The sequence below is a fragment of the Mesorhizobium sp. YR577 genome, assembly GCF_900116595.1.
GTDB lineage: Bacteria > Pseudomonadota > Alphaproteobacteria > Rhizobiales > Rhizobiaceae > Mesorhizobium_M.
The window spans coordinates 186,952-204,843 of record NZ_FPBI01000001.1 but is presented as its reverse complement, the minus strand read 5'-3'; the positions used below and the strand labels follow the sequence as shown (position 1 = coordinate 204,843).

At 63.0% G+C, this 17,892-nt stretch carries 14 protein-coding genes; 10 read left to right on the top strand and 4 right to left on the bottom strand.

The window, feature by feature from the left end; genetic code table 11:
- Window positions 1-34: 34 nt before the first annotated feature.
- Both BM413_RS01005 and BM413_RS01000 read left to right on the top strand, forming a co-directional pair.
- Window positions 35-388: an ArsR/SmtB family transcription factor gene (locus BM413_RS01005; protein WP_091910215.1), complete on the top strand. Its 354-nt coding sequence runs from the start codon at window positions 35-37 to the stop codon at window positions 386-388.
- A complete protein-coding gene (locus BM413_RS01000) occupies window positions 385-792 on the top strand; it encodes a VOC family protein (protein ID WP_244537705.1) in 408 nt (135 codons plus the stop codon). Before BM413_RS01005 ends, BM413_RS01000 begins: the two co-directional genes overlap by 4 nt.
- Window positions 793-795: 3 nt before the next feature.
- Here the strand turns inward: BM413_RS01000 and BM413_RS00995 are convergent, their stop codons facing one another.
- The gene (locus BM413_RS00995) at window positions 796-1,728 is read right to left on the bottom strand and encodes a bifunctional helix-turn-helix transcriptional regulator/GNAT family N-acetyltransferase (RefSeq protein ID WP_091909169.1); all 933 of its coding nucleotides are present in this window, start codon (window positions 1,726-1,728) and stop codon (window positions 796-798) included.
- A gap of 168 nt (window positions 1,729-1,896) precedes the next feature.
- Between BM413_RS00995 and BM413_RS00990 the strand changes: the two genes are divergently transcribed.
- Window positions 1,897-2,679, top strand: coding sequence for a 3-hydroxybutyrate dehydrogenase (locus tag BM413_RS00990; protein WP_091910209.1), 783 nt, complete (start codon window positions 1,897-1,899; stop codon window positions 2,677-2,679).
- Between the two features lie 269 nt (window positions 2,680-2,948).
- Window positions 2,949-4,079: a patatin-like phospholipase family protein gene (locus tag BM413_RS00985; RefSeq protein WP_091909167.1), complete on the top strand. Its 1,131-nt coding sequence runs from the start codon at window positions 2,949-2,951 to the stop codon at window positions 4,077-4,079.
- On the opposite strand, the gene BM413_RS00980 is transcribed toward BM413_RS00985, so the two are convergent.
- Complete coding sequence (locus BM413_RS00980) at window positions 4,070-4,666, bottom strand: TetR/AcrR family transcriptional regulator (RefSeq protein WP_091910206.1); 597 nt, start codon at window positions 4,664-4,666, stop codon at window positions 4,070-4,072. The genes BM413_RS00985 and BM413_RS00980 overlap by 10 nt on opposite strands.
- Before the next feature lie 115 nt (window positions 4,667-4,781).
- Here BM413_RS00980 and BM413_RS00975 point away from each other — a divergent pair, with 115 nt between their 5' ends.
- From BM413_RS00975 to BM413_RS00950, 6 genes are all read left to right on the top strand, one after another.
- Window positions 4,782-5,243: a (2Fe-2S)-binding protein gene (locus BM413_RS00975; RefSeq protein ID WP_091909165.1), complete on the top strand. Its 462-nt coding sequence runs from the start codon at window positions 4,782-4,784 to the stop codon at window positions 5,241-5,243.
- Between the two features lie 2 nt (window positions 5,244-5,245).
- A complete protein-coding gene (locus BM413_RS00970; protein WP_091909163.1) occupies window positions 5,246-7,519 on the top strand; it encodes a xanthine dehydrogenase family protein molybdopterin-binding subunit in 2,274 nt (757 codons plus the stop codon).
- Complete coding sequence (locus tag BM413_RS00965; RefSeq protein ID WP_091909160.1) at window positions 7,516-8,109, top strand: hypothetical protein; 594 nt, start codon at window positions 7,516-7,518, stop codon at window positions 8,107-8,109. Before BM413_RS00970 ends, BM413_RS00965 begins: the two co-directional genes overlap by 4 nt.
- Window positions 8,110-8,367: 258 nt before the next feature.
- Complete coding sequence (locus BM413_RS00960) at window positions 8,368-9,501, top strand: efflux RND transporter periplasmic adaptor subunit (protein WP_091909157.1); 1,134 nt, start codon at window positions 8,368-8,370, stop codon at window positions 9,499-9,501.
- 15 nt (window positions 9,502-9,516) lie between these two features.
- On the top strand, window positions 9,517-12,687 hold the full coding sequence (locus BM413_RS00955) for an efflux RND transporter permease subunit (protein WP_091909155.1): 3,171 nt from the start codon (window positions 9,517-9,519) through the stop codon (window positions 12,685-12,687).
- 120 nt (window positions 12,688-12,807) lie between these two features.
- Window positions 12,808-12,966, top strand: coding sequence for a DUF3309 family protein (locus tag BM413_RS00950; protein ID WP_091909152.1), 159 nt, complete (start codon window positions 12,808-12,810; stop codon window positions 12,964-12,966).
- A 74-nt stretch (window positions 12,967-13,040) separates the two neighbouring features.
- Here BM413_RS00950 and BM413_RS00945 read toward each other — a convergent pair whose 3' ends face one another.
- Window positions 13,041-14,222, bottom strand: coding sequence for an MFS transporter (locus BM413_RS00945; protein ID WP_091909149.1), 1,182 nt, complete (start codon window positions 14,220-14,222; stop codon window positions 13,041-13,043).
- Window positions 14,223-14,425: 203 nt separating this feature from the next.
- On the bottom strand, window positions 14,426-17,884 hold the full coding sequence (pyc, locus tag BM413_RS00940) for a pyruvate carboxylase (protein ID WP_091909146.1): 3,459 nt from the start codon (window positions 17,882-17,884) through the stop codon (window positions 14,426-14,428).
- Window positions 17,885-17,892: the final 8 nt, after the last annotated feature.

The window sequence follows — 17,892 nt, the reverse complement described above, 5'->3', positions numbered from 1 at the left end:
TTTACAGTTTTTTATCGGGCTGATATTGAACCATATGGTTTTAGATGACACCCCCGCCCTGGACGGTATTTTCCGTGCGCTGTCGGACCCGACGCGGCGGGCGATGCTGCGCAGCCTGACAGCCCGCGAGCAGAATATCGGCGAGCTTGCCGCACCCTTCGACATGTCGTTTGCCGCAGCCTCGAAGCATATTCGCGTGCTGGAAGCGGCAGGCCTCGTCCGGCGTCGCGTCGAGGGCCGGTCGCATATCTGCCGCATCGAGCCCGCGCCGCTGAAAGCCGCCGACGAATGGCTGCGCTTCTACGAGAATTACTGGCTGGACCGGCTCGACACGCTCGAGGCCATCTTGCGCGCCGAGGATGAACAAAAGCAGGGAGAACCGCCATGATCCGGGTAAAACTCACCAGCGTGCTGGTCGATGACCAGCAGAAGGCGAAGGTTTTCTATACGGAAAAGCTTGGCTTTGCGCTCAAGCGCGACATTCCCTTCGGCAATGGCGCAAGCTGGCTGACGGTGACGGCTGCCGATGAACCGGACGGCACCGAACTGCTGCTCGAACCGGTGCACGGCGTTGCCGAGGCGGTGACGTTCCAGAAGGCCCTGTTCGCCGCCGGCATCCCGATCACGGCCTTCGGCGTCGACGACATCCACGCCGAATATGCGCGGCTGACATTGCTCGGCGTCGAGTTTCGCGGCTCGCCGACGAAACCGGCAAGCGGGCCAACCACCGTTGCGCTCAACGACACTTGCGGCAATTACATCCAGCTTTTCCAGATCGACGAGGCGAGCTGAAACTCAAAGCTCCAGCTCCCAGGTCTGCCCGACCAGATCCTGGCCGAAGGAGTGGTGGCGATCTTCCTCAACCAGCTTGAACCCCGCCGTCTGATAGATGTGCCGGGCAGCCAGCAGTATGTCGTTGGTCCATAGCGTCATCGTCTTGTAGCCCTTGGAACGGGCAAAGGAGATACACTCCTCGACCAGCCGGCGCCCGATGCCGAGGCCGCGCGCAGATGGATCGACATAGAGCAGCCTGAGCTTGGCGACGGTTTCTGATTTGCGCACGATGAAGACCGAGCCGACCACCTCGCCGTCCCGCTCGGCGATCCAGGCACGCTCCCATTGCGGGTCGAAATCCCTGACGAAGGTGCTGAGGATTTCCGCCACCAGCGCCTCGTAGCTCCCGTCGAAACCATATTCCTGCGCGTAAAGCACACCCTGCCGGTGCGTGATCCAGCCGATATCGCCGACCTGCAACGGCCGCAGGATATAGGGTTCCTTCGGTTCCGCGCCGCCAAGCAGGCGCTGCACGGCCTGCATCGCCTTCACCGCCTTTTCCCGATCCTCGACGGAAAGACGCCCCAGCAGCGTGGAGACCTCTTCTGCGGATGCGCGGTTCAGCGGCGCGAAGGCTGCGCGGCCGGCAACGGTCAACGACAGAACCGTCTGGCGGCCATCGAGTGTGGACGGTGCGCGCGTCAACAGACGGCGGGTCTCGAACTTCTTCAGAAGCCGGCTGAGGTAGCCGGCATCGAGCCCCAGCTCGCGCGTCAGGTCGCTCGCCGTCAAGCCGTCGCGGTTCGCCAGCTCATAAAGAACCCGCGCCTCGGTCAGCGAGAAATTGCTCTTGAGCAATCCCTCCTGCAGCAAGCCGATCTGGCGCGTGTAGAAGCGATTGAAGATCCGCACGGCTTCGATCTGGTCTTCGGTGGGAGCGAGAATTTTGAGCATTGAAGCACCATGGAAAGCGCCTATCCTCGTCAAATTACTTGACTTAGTCAAGTAATTTTCATTTTGTGGCCTATCCTTCCGTGCCGTCCTGTCGCACCACATTCGCAATTTTGCTGCAATGCAATATATAGAGTGCGCCGCACCATTTTGGACAAAGGACATTTTGCCATGGCCGCCACAAGAACAGCAATCGTCACCGGTTCGACCTCCGGCATCGGCCTGGCGATCGCCCATGCGCTCGCCGCGCAGGGCTGCAACATCGTCGTCAATTCCTTCTCCGACACGGCTGACGATCACGCCATCGCGGACAAGATCGCCAGGGATCATTCGGTCAAGACGATCTATGTGCAGGCCGACATGTCGAAGCCGGCCGAATGCCGCGCGCTGGTTGCCAAGGCCGCCGAAAAATTCGGTTCGGTCGATATCCTGGTCAACAATGCCGGCATCCAGCATGTCGCGCCGGTCGAGGAATTCCCGATCGACAAATGGGATGCGATCATCGCCATCAACCTGTCGTCGGCCTTCCACACGATCGCGGCAGCCCTTCCGCTGATGAAGAAGGCCCGCTATGGCCGCATCGTCAACATCGCCTCGGCCCACGGCCTCGTCGCCTCGCCGTTCAAGTCTGCCTATGTCTCGGCCAAGCACGGCATCATGGGCCTGACCAAGACGGTAGCGCTTGAAGTCGCCACCGACGGCATCACCTGCAACGCCATCTGCCCCGGCTATGTGCTGACGCCGCTGGTCGAAGCCCAGATTCCTGACCAGATGAAGGCCCACAACATGGACCGCGAAACGGTGATCCGCGAGGTCATGCTCGACAAGCAGCCGACCAAGGAATTCGTCACCGTCGAGCAGATCGGCGCAACCGCTGCCTTCCTCTGCTCGGACGCCGCCGCCCAGATCAACGGCACGCATATCTCCGTCGACGGCGGCTGGACGGCGGAGTGAGGCGCTGAGTTTTTCTTTCTCGCCGTTTACGGCAAGGCAATTGCATATGAATGCTCTGATAGAGCCTGGGCGGCATTATACCCCCACCCCTAACCCCTCCCCACAAGGGGGAGGGGGACGATTTCACTGTTTTAGCCAGCAAGAACGGTGAAGATCGGGGCTGGGCGGCCACGAAGCAAGATTTCCCTCCCCCTTGTGGGGAGGGGTTAGGGGTGGGGGTATTTCGAATGCGATTACGCTCACCAGAAAGCGATTGAAAGGACAACGCCATGACCACCAACGGCAAGGCGGAGGATAACAAACCGATCAATGTCGCCCTTCAGGGCGGCGGCTCGCATGGCGCCTTTTCCTGGGGCGTGCTCGACCGCCTGCTGGAAGACGGCCGGCTTGATATCGCGGCGGTGTCCGGCACCAGCGCCGGCGCCATGAATGCCGTAGCCCTGGCCGACGGCTGGGTCCGCGACGGCGCTGACGGCGCGCGCCAGAAGCTTCACGATCTGTGGCGCGCGATCGCGCTCAAAGGCCGTTTCAGCCCGGTGCGGCGCGCACCCTGGGACGTGTTGTGGGGCAACTGGTCGATCGAGAACACGCCGGGCTACATCTGGTACGACATGATGTCCCGCTCGCTGTCGCCCTATCTCGCCAATCCGCTCAACGTCAATCCGCTACGCGACGTGGTCGAGGCCGAGATCGACTTCAACAATGTCCGCTCGCGCAAGGCGATCAAGCTGTTCATCTCGGCGACCAATGTCGAGACCGGCCAGCTGCGCGTCTTCGATCACAACGAGATTACCCTCGACGTGGTCATGGCCTCGGCCTGCCTGCCGCAGATTTTCCAGGCGGTGGAGATCGAGGGAAAGCCCTATTGGGACGGCGGCTATGGCGGCAACCCGGCGATCTTTCCGTTCTTCGATCAGGCCGCGACCGAAGACGTTCTGCTCGTGCAGATCAACCCGGTGGTGCGCGAGGAAACGCCAAAGACCGCCAACGAAATCCAGAACCGCATCGACGAGATCACCTTCAACGCCGCCCTGCTGCGCGAATTCCGCGCCATCGCCTTCATCAAGGAGATGATCGCCTCGGGCCGGCTGCCGCATGGCGAGTATCGCGACATCCGCATGCATCGCATTGATGCCGACGAGGCCTTCAAGAACCTTTCGGCCTCATCCAAGATCAACGCCGAATGGGCCTTCCTCGAATATCTGCGCGATCTCGGCCGCAATGCCGCCGGCGACTGGCTGGAAGAGAATTTCGATGCTATCGGCAAGCGTGGCACGCTGGACCTGACGGACGAATTCGAAGGCCGCTTCGGCCCGCTGCGCCAGCGCGATCCCGGCAAGCGCGTCCGCGAATTCCTTGCGACCCGCAAGAAGCCTGCCGGTGCTCGCCCTCACGCCTGAAGTGAAAGTTCGATAACCCGGACCAATCCCCGCACCGCCTTGCGCTGCTCTTCCGCGCCGGTGATCCTCATCTTCATGCCTTCGAGACCATCGAACAGCATGTCGGCGAGCATCATCGGCGACAGGCCGCGAGCCGCCAGATCGGCACCGGTAGTCTTGGCTTCGCTCTCGATTGCAGCGGCGAAATGACCGACCAGCGTCGAACGCCACGCCTCGACGACATCGCCGGCAAGACTGCCCTTCATGTCGAGGATTTCCGCGCCATGCGGCGATTCCGAAATCTCAGCCATGACCGAGATGATCGCCGTGTCGATCGCAAGCCACATGCGCTCACCGAGCGGCTTGCCGGTGGCCAGCGCCGCCTTCGCCTTCGCGCATGAGCCTTCAAGCAGGATCGACGCCAGCGCGCGATAAATGTCGGTCTTGTTCCTGAACAGGAGATAGAGCGCCGGGCGTGAGACCTCAGCTGCCCGGGCGATGTCGTCCATGGTCGTGCGCGAAAACCCATAGGCGAGAAACATCTTCAACGCCCCGTCGAGGATGCGGGCGCGTTTCGGGTCGGCGGCTGTTTCTGCGGTTTGGCTCACGGCAAATCTGTCCTTGCAAACGTCTATTGACATAATGACGAATTTTGTCAAGATGTAGAAACGTCGGAGGCGCAGGCTTCACGGCAGGCTGTGGATGACAACAAAGGGTATCCCCATGCGCCTCATCGTCGACGGAAAACCAATCGACATCGAAGCCGATCCGGAGATGCCCCTGCTTTGGGCGCTGCGCGACCTCGCCGGCAAGACCGGGCCGAAATTCGGCTGCGGCATCGCTGCCTGCGGCGCCTGCACCGTGCATATGGACGGCACCCCAGTGCGCTCCTGTATACTACCGCTCCGAGAGGTGCAGGGCGAAATCACCACCATCGAAGGCATCTCCACCGACGGCAAGCTGCATCCGGTGCAGCAGGCGTGGCTGGAAGAGCAGGTCGCCCAATGCGGCTACTGCCAGGCCGGCCAGATCATGAGCGCGGTGGCGCTGCTCGACGAGATCGAGAGCCCGAGCGACGAGGACATCGACAACGCCATGGGCGGCAATCTCTGCCGCTGCGGCACCTATCCGCGCATCCGCGCCGCAATCAAGAAAGCGGCAGCACTCAAGACGGCGGGGATCTGACCATGGCCAGCGTTGGCAAGATCGCCCGCCGCACATTCCTGATTGGTGCAGCCGCAATCGCCGGCGGCGTCGCCATCGGCTATTACTATTATCGCAAGCCCTACCCCAACCCGCTCGAAGGCGAGCTTGCCGAGGGCGAGGCGACGTTCAATCCCTATGTGAAGGTCGCCTCCGACAATACCATCACCGTCATCGCGCCGCGCGCCGAGATGGGCCAGGGCGTTTCGACCTCGCTTGCCGCTTTGGTCGCCGAGGAACTCGATGTCGGCCTCGACAGGATCAAGGTCGAGCACGGGCCGGCGGCCTACGCTTACTACAATTCCGAAATGCTGGCCGACGGCGGCCCCTTCGCCTTCTACAATGACGGCCTCGTCGCCGAAACGGCGCGCGGTGCGATGGGCGCTCTCGGCAAGGTCCTCGGTTTCCAGGGCACTGGCGGTTCGTCATCGATCCGCGACGGTTTCGACAAGATGCGCCAGGCCGGCGCCGCAACCCGCCATGTTCTGGTGGAAGCGGCAGCCAAGAACCTTGGCGTACCGGCTTCCGAACTGGAAACGGCCGACGCCACCATCACCCACAAGGCGTCGGGCAAGAGCGTGACCTATGGCGAGGTTGCAGTTGCAGCCGCGCAGATCGAACCGCCGGCAACGCTGAAGCTCAGGGAAAAGACCGAGTGGAAGCTGCTCGGCAAGCCGCAGATGCGCACGGACATGCTGGCCAAGGTCACCGGCGCGCCGATCTTCGGCGTCGATGTGACCTTGCCCGACATGCTGCACGGTACAGTGAAGATGAGCCCGCGCTTCTGGTCGAAGCCGGTTAAGTCCGACCTCTCCAAGGCCGAGAAGATGCCCGGCGTGATCAGGATCGTGCCGCTCGAAACGACCTACGGCCACGGCTTCGGCGTGATCGCCGAAAACACCTGGGCGGCGTTCAAGGCGGCTGAAGCCATCGAGGTCGAATGGGCCGGCGCCGAATATCCAATAGATAGCGCAGCGATCTCCAAGGCGTTGACCGACGCGCTTGCCACGCAGGGCTCGGCGCTGCGCGACGACGGCAATGTCGACACCGCCTTCGCCGACGCGCCACGCGAAAAGATCGTCGAGGCCGATTATGCCGTGCCTTATCTGGCCCATGCCTGCATGGAGCCGATGAACGCCACGGCACGGCTGAAGGACGGCGTGCTCGACATCTGGTCGCCCAACCAGATGCCGACCATAACCCGCCAGCTTTGCGCCGGTGCTGCGGGCGTCGAGCAGGACAAGGTCAATGTCCACACGACATTCCTCGGTGGCGGCTTCGGCCGGCGCGGCGAGATGGATTTTTCCATCTATGCCACCCTTCTGGCAAAGGAGGCAGGGGGGCGTCCGGTGAAGATCATCTGGACACGCGAGGAAGACACCCGCCACGACGTCTACCGCCCCGCGGCAGCCGGAAAATTCCAGGCGCGGCTCGGTGACGACGGCCTGCCGGTGGCAATCGACATGAAGATCGCCTCCCCCTCGATCATCGCCAGCGTGCTGCGGCGGACGTTTCCATCGCTGTCGCCGGTCGGGCCGGACAAGACCATCGCCGAGGGCTCGTTCGACCAGCCCTATGTCGTGCCGAACTACCGCGTCGCTGCGATCCCCGCGCAGGTTTCGGTGCCCGTCGGCTTCTGGCGTTCGGTCGGCAATTCCTACAACGGCTTCTTCCACGAAGCCTTCATGGACGAGATCGCGACCGCCGGCAAAACCGACCCCGTCGAGCTGCGCCGGAAGTTGATGACGGCACACCCGACCGCGCTGAAGGTCGTAGAGAAAGTCGCCGAGATGGCGAAATGGGGCGAGACGCTGCCCACCGGCAAGGCCAAGGGTTTTGCCTTCACGCTGAGCTTCGGCAGCTGGGTCGGCGAGGTCGTGCAGGTCGCCGACACGCCGGCCGGCATCCGCATCGAAAAGGTCTGGATCGCCGCCGATGTCGGCACGGCGATCGACCCCGGCATCATCGAGGCTCAGCTGGTTTCCGGCGCAATCTATGGCCTGTCGGCGGCGATGGGACAGGAGATCACCTTCGCCGATGGCATGGTCGAGCAATCGAACTTCCACGATTTCGACGCCATGCGCATCTTCCAGTGCCCGACCTTCGAAGTCGCCATTCTGGAAAACGCCAGGAAGATGGGCGGCGTCGGTGAAGTCGCCACGCCGCCGGCGATCCCCGCACTCGCCAACGCCGTCTTCGCGCTGACAGGCAAGCGCATACGCAGCCTTCCGCTGTCGAAGGAAGTGAGTTTCGCATGAGGGCTTTCATCGTAATCCTGACCTCGGCCATCATGGTCTTTGCCATGGCGACATGGGTTCTGGCGCAGGAAGCGCAGACGCCGGCGACTGTCGATGCAGCGGCGGGATTGCCGGAATGGGAAAAGATCTATGCGGTGTTTTCGCATCCGCGTTGCGCCAATTGCCATGTCGAGGACGATCATCCGCGCTGGTCGGGCGCGCATTACGGCAAGACCCGCTTCCACGCCTTCAATGTCCAGCGCGGGATTGACGGCTCGGGCCTGGGCAATCCGGGGTTGCGCTGCATGACCTGCCATTTCGAGACCAACTCCGCCGTGCTGCACGGCCCGCCCGGTGCCGAGAACTGGCATCTGGCGCCGGCCGAAATGGTCTGGTTCGGAAAGTCGTCCGGCGAAATCTGCGCCCAGATAAAGGACCCGGCGCGCAATGGCGGCAGGTCGCTCGCCGAAGTCGCTGAGCATGTGCGCAGCGACAAGCTCGTCGGCTGGGGCTGGAATCCCGGCCCTGGGCGCGAACCAGCACCTGGCTCGGCCGAGGAAACCTATCAGGCAATCGAGAAATGGACGGCTGCCGGCGCGCCCTGCCCGTAATCGTCAAATCCCTGCATGTATTTGCAAGGCTGACGTCATCTTCGCCGGTTAACGAGAGCTCCTGACAACCCATTGTCAGGATTGGACGACCCATGAATTTTTCTGACTATTTTGCGTCACAAACTTGCGATAAAAGGCGCACACCGTTCAACTTTTCGCGAACGAACCGATTGAACCCGGCGATAGGCGCACCCATATCCGGCGGCGCGCCTCAAGCACGAGAGTGGCCTCGCCGGGGCCCTTACATTGGAAATGGTCATGGCCAAGATTAGGTTCCACAAGCTTGCCGCTATCATTGTGCTCATCGGCTTCGCCGCCTGGATGGGCACGGGCGAATTCTCCTCCGTCGGCAGCGCTGCCACCGAAGCCGAAAAGAAGAAGGCCGAGACTGTAGCGCCAAAGGCTCCGCCCCGCACCGTCGCTGTCATCACGCCGCCGCAGCGCACCTATGCGCGCGTTATCCGCATCTCCGGCCTGACCGAGGCCGACAAGCGTGCCGTTCTGGCGACCCGCGTCGGCGGCGTCATCGACAAACTGCCGGTCAAGCAGGGCGATCGCGTCAAGACCGGCGATCTCGTGCTGATGCTGGCGGCAGAGGAAAAGCTGTCGGCAGTGGCCAACGCCAAGCAACTGCTGGTTCAGCGCCGGGCGGAACTGGACGCCGCCGAGCGGCTGGCCAAGACCGGTAACCTGGCAAAGCTCCAGCTCGACACCGCACGCTCCAATCTCTCCTCGGCGCAGTCTCTGCTCGACACCGCCCAGGCCGAACTCGATCGCAATGAGGTGAAGGCCCCGTTCAACGGCGTCATCGACCGCGTTCCGGTGGAACTCGGCAGCGCGGTCATGCAAGGCGGTGAGGTCGCGACCATCCTCGCCCTCGACCCGGTGATCGCGCGCGGCGAAATCAGCGAACGCGACCTGCGCTACATCAAGATCGGCGACGAGGCCGATGTGCGCATGGTCAACGACCAGACCGTCAAGGGCAAGGTGCGCTACATCAGCCGCGATGCGTCTTCGGCGACCCGCACCTTCCGCATCGAGATCGCCATCCCCAATGCCGACGGCGCCATTCCAGCCGGCATGACCGCCGAAATCGCGCTGAGCGCGCAGCCGACCGACGCAGTGATGCTGCCGCGCTCGGTGGTGACGCTGGGCGACAAGGGCGATCTCGGCATTCGCTCCGTCGACAAGGACAGCAAGGTCACCTTCTTCCCGATCGACCTCGTCGATGATTCGCCGAAAGGGCTGGTGCTCGGCGGCATTCCAAGCGACGCACGCATAATCGTTGCCGGTCAGGAATTGGTGAAGGAAGGCGACGTGGTCAAGCCCGTCGACGCCGACCAGGAAACCTTGCGCAAGCTGATGGGCGAAGCTACCGGCAGCACGCAATAAGCGGGACCAGAGAGCATGAATATCGTCAAGCTCGCAATAAACAACGCGCGCCTAACAATATCGGTGCTGTTCTTCCTCGTGCTGGCGGGCGCCATCGCCTATGAGTCCACGCCCAAGGAAGCGGAACCCGACGTTCCGATTCCGATGATGTATATCAGCCTGATCTACCAAGGCATTTCGCCTGAGGATTCGGAGCGCCTTCTGCTCCGGCCGATGGAAAGCAAGCTCAAAAGCCTCAAGGGCCTGAAGGAAATGCGCTCTGCCGCCTTCCAGGGCGGCGGTTACGTGCTGGTCGAGTTCCAGCCGCAGACCGATCTGGCGACAGCGTTGCAGGACACGCGCTCCAAGGTGCAGGACGCCAAGGCCGACCTGCCGCAGGCGGCCGAGGAACCGACCGTCAACGAAGTCAATATCTCGGAGTTTCCCGTCCTTGTCGTGACGCTGTCGGGCGACGTGCCGGAGCGCGTGCTCACTGCATCCGCGCGCGAGCTGCGCGACCGCATCGAAGAGATTCCCGGCGTGCTCGAAGGCTCGCTGCAGGGCTCCCGCGACGACCTTGTCGAGGTGCTCATCGACCCGATGAAGCTGTCGTCCTACGGCCTGCAGCTCGACCAGCTGATCCAGGGCGTAGCGGCGTCCAACAGCCTGGTCGCCGCCGGCAACATCGAAGGGTCGGAAGGCAAATACGCGGTCAAGGTACCGTCCCTGATCGAGACGCCCGAGGATGTGGCCTCGCTCCCGATCGTCGCCGGCCCGAACGCGGTTGTCCAGGCCAAGGACATCGCCACGGTGCGCTCGACCTTCGCCGATGCCGAGACGATCACCCGGCTCAACGGCAAGCCGGCCATCGCCATCGAAGTCAAGAAGCGTATCGGCTCCAATCTTATCGATACGATCGGTCATGTGAAGGAAGTGGCCGACGAGTATATCAAGACCATGCCGGAAGGCATGAACGTAACCTACACGCAGGACAAGTCGGTCTTCGTCAACCAGTTGCTGGGTGACCTGCAGAACCACGTCATGATCGCCGTGATCCTGGTGTTCATCGTCATCCTCTATGCGCTGTCCGGCCGGGCTTCGCTGCTCATCGGCCTGGCGATCCCGTCATCGTTCCTGATGGGCATCCTGCTGCTCGCCATGATGGGCTACACGATCAACATGATCGTGCTGTTCAGCCTGATCCTGGCGGTCGGCATGCTGGTCGACGATGCCATCATCGTCACTGAGTTCGCCGAGCGCCGCATGAGCGAAGGCATGCCGAAGGAAGAGGCGTTCGCACTGGCCGCCCAGCGCATGGCCGGTCCGGTCATCGCCGCCACCATGACGCGCATCGCCGCCTTCTCGCCGCTGTTGTTCTGGCCCGGCATCATCGGCGATTTCATGAAGTATCTGCCGATCACGCTGATCGTCACGCTTGCAGCATCGATGCTTTACGCGCTGGTGTTTGCGCCGACGCTCGGGGCCATCTTCGCCAAGGCGCCTGCCCATGAGGAGGAGCATCGCGACGGCCGCTATATGGCCATCGTCAAGCAGGCTGTGCGCTATCCGATCACCGTCTGCCTGCTGACCGTCGCGCTGCTGGTGGGCGTGTTCATGGCCTATGGCAAATACGGTGCCGGCGTCGAGTTCTTCCCCAATGTCGAGCCCGACTACGGCCTTCTCTACGTTCATGCGCGCGGCAACCTGTCGCTTGCCGAAATGGATGCCGCCACCAAGGCGGCTGAAAACAGGCTGCTCGGCTGGCCCGGCATCAAGTCGGTCTACACCCGCGTCGGCAAGACGCAGGGCGGCGGCCAGGACATACCGGAAGATGTCGTCGGCGTGATCCAGTACGAGTTCGTCGACTGGCGCGAGCGCAAGTCGGCCAACAGCATCCTCGACGATCTGCGTGGCGTGATGGCCGGCATTCCGGGCGTCGACGTGGAAGTTCGTGTGCCCGACGCCGGCCCGCCCACGGGCAAGCCGGTGCAGATCAGGCTTTCCGCTGCCGATCCGGCCGGCCTCGACCAGAAGGCGCGCGACGTTGCTGCCCGCATTGCCCAGGTACCCGGCGTCATCGACATTTCGGACGGCCTGCCGCCGCCCGGCGTCGATTGGGCGCTGACGGTCGATCGGGCAAAGGCCGCGCAATACGGCATCAGCCCGACTTCGGTCGGAACGGTCGTCCAGCTGGTGACGAACGGCCTGAAGCTCAGCGAATACCGCCCTGCCGGTGCTGACGACGCGGTCGACATAAGGCTGCGCCTGCCGGAAGACCGACGCACTTTGTCGGCGCTCGACGAGCTGCGGGTCCAGACAAGCCAGGGCTCGGTGCCGATCTCCAACTTCGTCGTCCGCACGCCGGAGCCGACGACCGGCATCCTCCACCGTATCGACGGCGCCCGCACGGTGGTCGTGCAGGCAAACGTCGCTGCCGGCCAGCAGGTCGCCGCGGTGCAGGCGCAGGTTTCCCAGGCGGTCACCGACATGAAGCTGGAAGGCGTGCGCTGGAAACTCGCCGGCTCCAACGAGGACAGCGAGGAGGCCAGCGCCTTCCTCAGCAAGGCCTTCGGTGCCGCGATCTTCCTGATCTTCCTCGTGCTTCTGGCGCAGTTCAACAAGTTCACCAGCGTCTGGCTGGTGCTGTCCTGCGTGGTCATGGCGACGATCGGCGTGTTCCTGGGCCTGCTCTTGACCGGCCAGGCCTTCGGCATCGTCATGTCCGGCATCGGCGTCATCGCGCTGGCCGGCGTGGTGGTGAACAACAACATCGTGCTGATCGACACCTACGACCGGCTGCGTGAGGAAGGATGGGACAAGACCGAAGCCGTCCTGCAGACCTGCCGCGAACGTGCGCGGCCGGTGGTGCTAACAGCCGTTTCGGCCATCCTCGGCGTGCTGCCGATCGCCTTCGGCCTCGGTCTGGAAATCTTCCACCATGAGACGACGATCAACGCGCCGTCGACCCAGTGGTGGATCTCGCTGTCCAGCGCCATCGTCTTCGGCCTGTCCTTTGCCACCGTGCTGACGCTGGTGGTGACGCCGGCCATGCTGATGGTGTTCACCCGCGCAAAACGCCAGCCCGGCGCGCAGCGCAGCTGGTTCAGCCGGCTGTTCCGGCGCGGCAAGAAGGACGATGCGGCCACTGAGACGGCTCCCGTGGTGACCACCGCCGAGCCGGTCACCTACCCCAAGGCCGCCGAATAAATCGAAGCGAAAGCGGCCGTCCCGGGTGCCCGGGACGGCCGCTGTTTCGTAGCCGGCGGAACAATGTGGCGCGATTGCGCATTGTCAGTTCATTGCAACACTCCAGACGAGGGAATTGCCATGACGCTGACAACACTTCTGATCATCATTCTCATTCTGATCCTGATTGGCGCGGTTCCCGCGTGGCCGCATTCGCGCGCCTGGGGTTATGGCCCATCCGGTATCGTCGGCATTATCCTCGTCGTGCTGCTCGTATTGCTTCTGATGGGACGAATTTGACAGGCAGCCGCCTGCAACAAAAAAGCGCGCCGCATCACGCGGCGCGCTTTTTTGTATGGGCTTGAAATCCGAAGCTATTCGGCAGGCTGCGCCGCAGGCACGAAATCGGCCGAGCGCGCCAATCCGGCAAGCAGGAACACCACAACGAGCAGCGCCGAAACCGCCACGAACACCGGCGCAAAGCCGGTGTGCCCGCCGATGAAGCCGATGGCCGACGGCGCTACCAGAATGCCGGAATAACCCATGGTGGTGACGACGCTCATGCCGGCCCCAGCCGATATGCCGGGCTGGTTGCCCGCCGCCGAAAAGGCGATCGGCACCATATTGGCAATGCCGAGGCCGCAGAAGGCGAAGGCAGCAATGGCAATCCATGGCGTCGGCGCAAAGCCTGCCACCAGCATGCCGGCAGCGGCGATCAGGCTGGAAACCCTGAGCGTGGTCACCGCGCCATAGCGGTTCCTCACCGCATCGCCCATGAAGCGCACCAGCGCCATGGTGCCGGCGAAGCAGCCAAAGGCGAAGCCGGCCGTTGCGATATCCGCGCCGAGTTCCTGCTTGAGATAGAGTGCTGCCCAATCGAGCACGGCGCCTTCCGGGACCATCGAGAACAGCGCCATCACGCCGACCAGGTAGATCACCGGATTTCTCGGCAATGTGAACTTGCGATGCTCAGCCGCGACATGCCTGTCCTCGACGACGAGGTAGCGCAGCGCAAATCCAAGGAGGACAAGCGCTACCACGGTTACACCCGCCGCATGGGCGAGATAGCCATAGGTCTGGATTGCGATGCCGCCGATGCCGCCGCCGACGAAACCGCCAAGGCTCCAGAAGCCATGCGAGGACGACATGATTGCCCGCGAAAGCTTCTTTTCGACGGCCACCGCATTGGAATTCATCGCCACGTCCAGGCCGCCGATGACGCCGCCGAACAGGAACATAGAGAGCGCAGCCAGCGGCACATTCGGCGCGAGTGCTACGATCAGCAGGCCAAATGTGGCGGCAGCGCCAAACCAGCGCATGACGCTGCGCGAGCCATGACGCGCAATAAGATGACCGCACCACGACATGAAGGCGATGGCGCCGACGCCGAACACCAGGATCAGCAGGCCGAGCGTGAATTCGCTGATCTCGAGCCGCGTCAGGAAAACGGGAATCTGCGGCGCCCAGCTTCCGGTGATGAAGCCATTGGCGAAGAAAGCAGCGGCAACTGCCCAGCGGCCTTTCTTCGCGGCAGCGATCGTGTTCGTTGCGTTCATAAGCGATTCTGCGTCCGGATTTGCGATTTAGCGACAATTAAATCGGTTTAATTTCTTGTCAACGCATAAGGCATAGCCAAACGTTGGGCCAGCCGCGTTGTCCGGTCAGCTTATTTCGCGCCAATGCGGCAAGAGTTGGAAGTCGTTTGAAACTTCTGCCTGCCGGCGCATTTACCGGCAGGGTAGAATTAGCGAACGGTCTCTCAGCCGAAGGCTATGAGCAAATCTTTCGCGTCGATCTGGTCGCCGGCCTTTACCAGCACCTCGGCGATGGTGCCATCGCGCTCGGCGTGGAGCGCGGTTTCCATCTTCATCGCCTCGATCGACAAAAGCACGTCGCCGGCCTTTACCGCCTGCCCTGCAGCCACGGCCAGCGTCGAGACCACGCCCGGCATCGGCGCGCCGACATGGGCCTCGTTGCCCGGCTCTGCCTTGCGGCGGGCCTTGGCGGCCGAGGCACCATGCGCACGATCCGGCACCTTCACGCGGCGCGGCTGGCCGTTGAGCTCGAAGAAGACGGTGACCATGCCCTTTTCATCGACATCGCCGATGGCAAGGCAGCGGATGACCAGAGTCTTGCCCTTTTCGATGTCGACGAAAATCTCGTCCTCGGAGGCCATGCCGTAGAAATAGACGGGCGTCGGCAGCACGCTGACCGGACCGTAGGTATCCTGCGCGCCGACGAAATCGGTGAAGACCTTGGGATACATCAGCCAGGACGAGAATTCGAATTCGCTGAGTTCGCGGCCAAGCTTCTCCTCGATCTCCTTGCGGTCGGCCTTGAGATCGGCGGGCTTGAGCAGCGAGCCGGGGCGCACCGTGATCGGCTTCTCGCCCTTCAGCGCCTTCTTCTGCAACGCCTTCGGCCAGCCGCCGGGCGACTGTCCGAGATCGCCGCGCAGCATCGAGACGACCGAATCCGGGAAGGCAATGTCCTTGTCGGGGTTCTCGACATCGGCCACCGTCAGGTCCTGGCTGACCATCATCAGCGCCATGTCGCCAACCACCTTGGACGAGGGCGTCACCTTGACGATGTCGCCGAACATCAGGTTGACGTCGTGATAGGCCTGCGCAACCTCGTGCCAGCGCGTCTCAAGCCCCAGCGAGCGCGCCTGTTCCTTGAGATTGGTGAACTGGCCGCCCGGCATCTCATGCAGGTAGACTTCCGAGGCAGGCCCCTTGAGGTCGCTTTCGAAGGCGGCATACTGGTTGCGCACGGCTTCCCAGTAGAAGGAGATGCGGCGGATCCATTGCGGGTCGAGGCCCGGATCGCGCGGATCGCCCTTCAGCGCCTCGACGATCGAGCCGAGACAAGGCTGCGAGGTGTTGCCGGACACCGAATCCATCGCCGCATCGATAGCGTCAACGCCGCTCTCCACTGCAGCAAGCACGGTCGCCGCCGACAGGCCGGAGGTGTCATGCGTGTGGAAATGGATCGGCAGGTCGGTCGCCTCGCGCAGCGCCTTGAACAATACGCGCGCCGCTGCCGGCTTGAGCAGGCCGGCCATGTCCTTGACGGCGATGATATGCGCGCCGGCCTTTTCCAGCTCGCCGGCGAGGCCAACATAATATTTGAGATCGTACTTCGCCCGCGCCGGGTCGAGGATGTCGCCCGTGTAGCAAATCGCCGCCTCGCAGAGCTTGCCCTCAGTGCGCACGGCATCCATGGCGACGCGCATGTTCTCGACCCAGTTCAGGCAATCGAAGACGCGGAACAGGTCGATGCCGCCGCTAGCTGCCTGCTTGACGAAATGCTGGACGACATTGTCGGGATAGTTGGTGTAGCCGACGCCGTTTGCGCCGCGCAGCAGCATCTGCAACAGCAGGTTCGGTGCCGCCTCGCGCACCAACGACAGGCGCTCCCACGGATCTTCGGTCAGGAAGCGCATGGAAACGTCGAAGGTCGCACCACCCCAGCATTCCAGCGAAAGCAGCTGCGGCAAGGCGCGGGCATAGGTGCCGGCAATGCGGGCGATGTCATGGGTGCGCATGCGCGTCGCCAGCAGTGACTGATGGCCGTCGCGCATCGTCGTGTCGGTGACCAGAACCTGCTTCTGGTCCCGCATCCAGGCGGCGAATTTTTCCGGCCCGAGCGCATCGAGCCGCTGCTTGCTGCCGTCCGGAACCTTGCCGTTGAGATAGGGCACGATCGGGGCGGCCGCATCTTCCTTCGGCGCCGGGCGGCCGCGCGTTTCCGGGTGACCGTTGACCGACACGTCGGCCAGATAGTTGAGCAGCTTGGTGGCGCGGTCCTGCCGCTTCACCTGCGCGAACAGTTCCGGCGTCGTGTCGATGAAGCGCGTCGTGTAGGAATTGTCGTGAAAACTCGGATGCGTGATGATCGCTTCGAGGAAGGTCAGGTTGGTCGCCACGCCGCGGATACGGAACTCGCGCAGCGCCCGGTGCATGCGGGCGATAACCTCGGTCGGCGTCGGTGCCCAGGCGGTGATCTTCTCAAGCAGCGGATCGTAGAAACGCGTGATGACCGCGCCCGAATAGGCCGTGCCGCCGTCGAGGCGGATGCCGAAGCCAGTCGCGCCACGATAAGCGGTGATGCGGCCATAATCAGGAATGAAATTGTGCTCCGGGTCTTCCGTCGTGATGCGGCACTGCATGGCATGGCCGTTCAGCCGGATCTCGGACTGTGACGGCACGCCAGATTCCGGCTTGCCGATCTCGAAGCCATCCAGGATGTGTATCTGCGCCTTGACGATATCGATACCGGTCACCTGCTCGGTGACGGTATGCTCGACCTGGATGCGCGGATTGACCTCGATGAAATAGAATTTGCCGCTGTCGGCATCCATCAGGAACTCGACGGTGCCTGCGCCGATATAATTCGTGGCGCGCGCGATCTTCAGCGCGTAGTCGCAAAGCTCGCCGCGCTGGATGGCGTCGAGATAGGGTGCCGGCGCGCGCTCCACGACCTTCTGGTTGCGGCGCTGGATCGAGCAGTCGCGCTCGAACAGATGCACCGCATTGCCATGCGTGTCGCCCAGCACCTGCACCTCGACATGGCGGGCGCGTTCGATCAGCTTTTCGAGATAGACCTCGTCCTTGCCGAAGGCAGCCTTGGCCTCGCGCTTGCCTTCCGTCACTTCGCGGGCAAGATCGGCCTCCGAGCGGATGGCGCGCATGCCGCGCCCGCCGCCGCCCCAGGAAGCCTTGAGCATCACGGGGTAGCCAATCCCTGCGGCAAGCTTCTTGACCGTCTCCATGTCGTCAGGCAGCGGCTCGGTCGCCGGAACGACCGGCACGCCGACCTCGATGGCCAGATTGCGCGCCGCCACCTTGTTGCCTAGCCGGCGCATCGTCTCCGGCTTAGGCCCGATGAAGGTAATCCCCGCCTCGGCGCAGGCGTCGGCGAATTCCGGGCTTTCCGAAAGCAGGCCGTAGCCGGGATGGATCGCATCCGCGCCGGACTGCTTCGCGACCCGGATCACCTCCTCGATCGACAGATAGCTCTCGATCGGCCCCATATCCTTGGCGAGATGCGGCCCGCGCCCGACCTGATAGCTCTCGTCGGCCTTGAAGCGGTGCAGCGAGTATTTGTCTTCCTCGGCCCATATCGCGACCGTTTTCAGCCCGAGTTCATTGGCCGCGCGAAACACGCGAATGGCAATCTCGGAACGGTTGGCGACGAGGATCTTCGAAATGGGCACTAGCAAGG

Bases quoted from the DNA above. Each gene is read 5' to 3' on its own strand.
- BM413_RS01005 (WP_091910215.1), top strand. From the start codon at position 35: ATGGTTTTAGATGACACCCCCGCCCTGGACGGTATTTTCCGTGCGCTG.
- BM413_RS01000 (WP_244537705.1), top strand. From the start codon at position 385: ATGATCCGGGTAAAACTCACCAGCGTGCTGGTCGATGACCAGCAGAAG.
- BM413_RS00995 (WP_091909169.1), bottom strand. From the start codon at position 1,728: ATGCTCAAAATTCTCGCTCCCACCGAAGACCAGATCGAAGCCGTGCGG.
- BM413_RS00990 (WP_091910209.1), top strand. From the start codon at position 1,897: ATGGCCGCCACAAGAACAGCAATCGTCACCGGTTCGACCTCCGGCATC.
- BM413_RS00985 (WP_091909167.1), top strand. From the start codon at position 2,949: ATGACCACCAACGGCAAGGCGGAGGATAACAAACCGATCAATGTCGCC.
- BM413_RS00975 (WP_091909165.1), top strand. From the start codon at position 4,782: ATGCGCCTCATCGTCGACGGAAAACCAATCGACATCGAAGCCGATCCG.
- BM413_RS00970 (WP_091909163.1), top strand. From the start codon at position 5,246: ATGGCCAGCGTTGGCAAGATCGCCCGCCGCACATTCCTGATTGGTGCA.
- BM413_RS00965 (WP_091909160.1), top strand. From the start codon at position 7,516: ATGAGGGCTTTCATCGTAATCCTGACCTCGGCCATCATGGTCTTTGCC.
- BM413_RS00960 (WP_091909157.1), top strand. From the start codon at position 8,368: ATGGCCAAGATTAGGTTCCACAAGCTTGCCGCTATCATTGTGCTCATC.
- BM413_RS00955 (WP_091909155.1), top strand. From the start codon at position 9,517: ATGAATATCGTCAAGCTCGCAATAAACAACGCGCGCCTAACAATATCG.
- BM413_RS00950 (WP_091909152.1), top strand. From the start codon at position 12,808: ATGACGCTGACAACACTTCTGATCATCATTCTCATTCTGATCCTGATT.
- BM413_RS00945 (WP_091909149.1), bottom strand. From the start codon at position 14,222: ATGAACGCAACGAACACGATCGCTGCCGCGAAGAAAGGCCGCTGGGCA.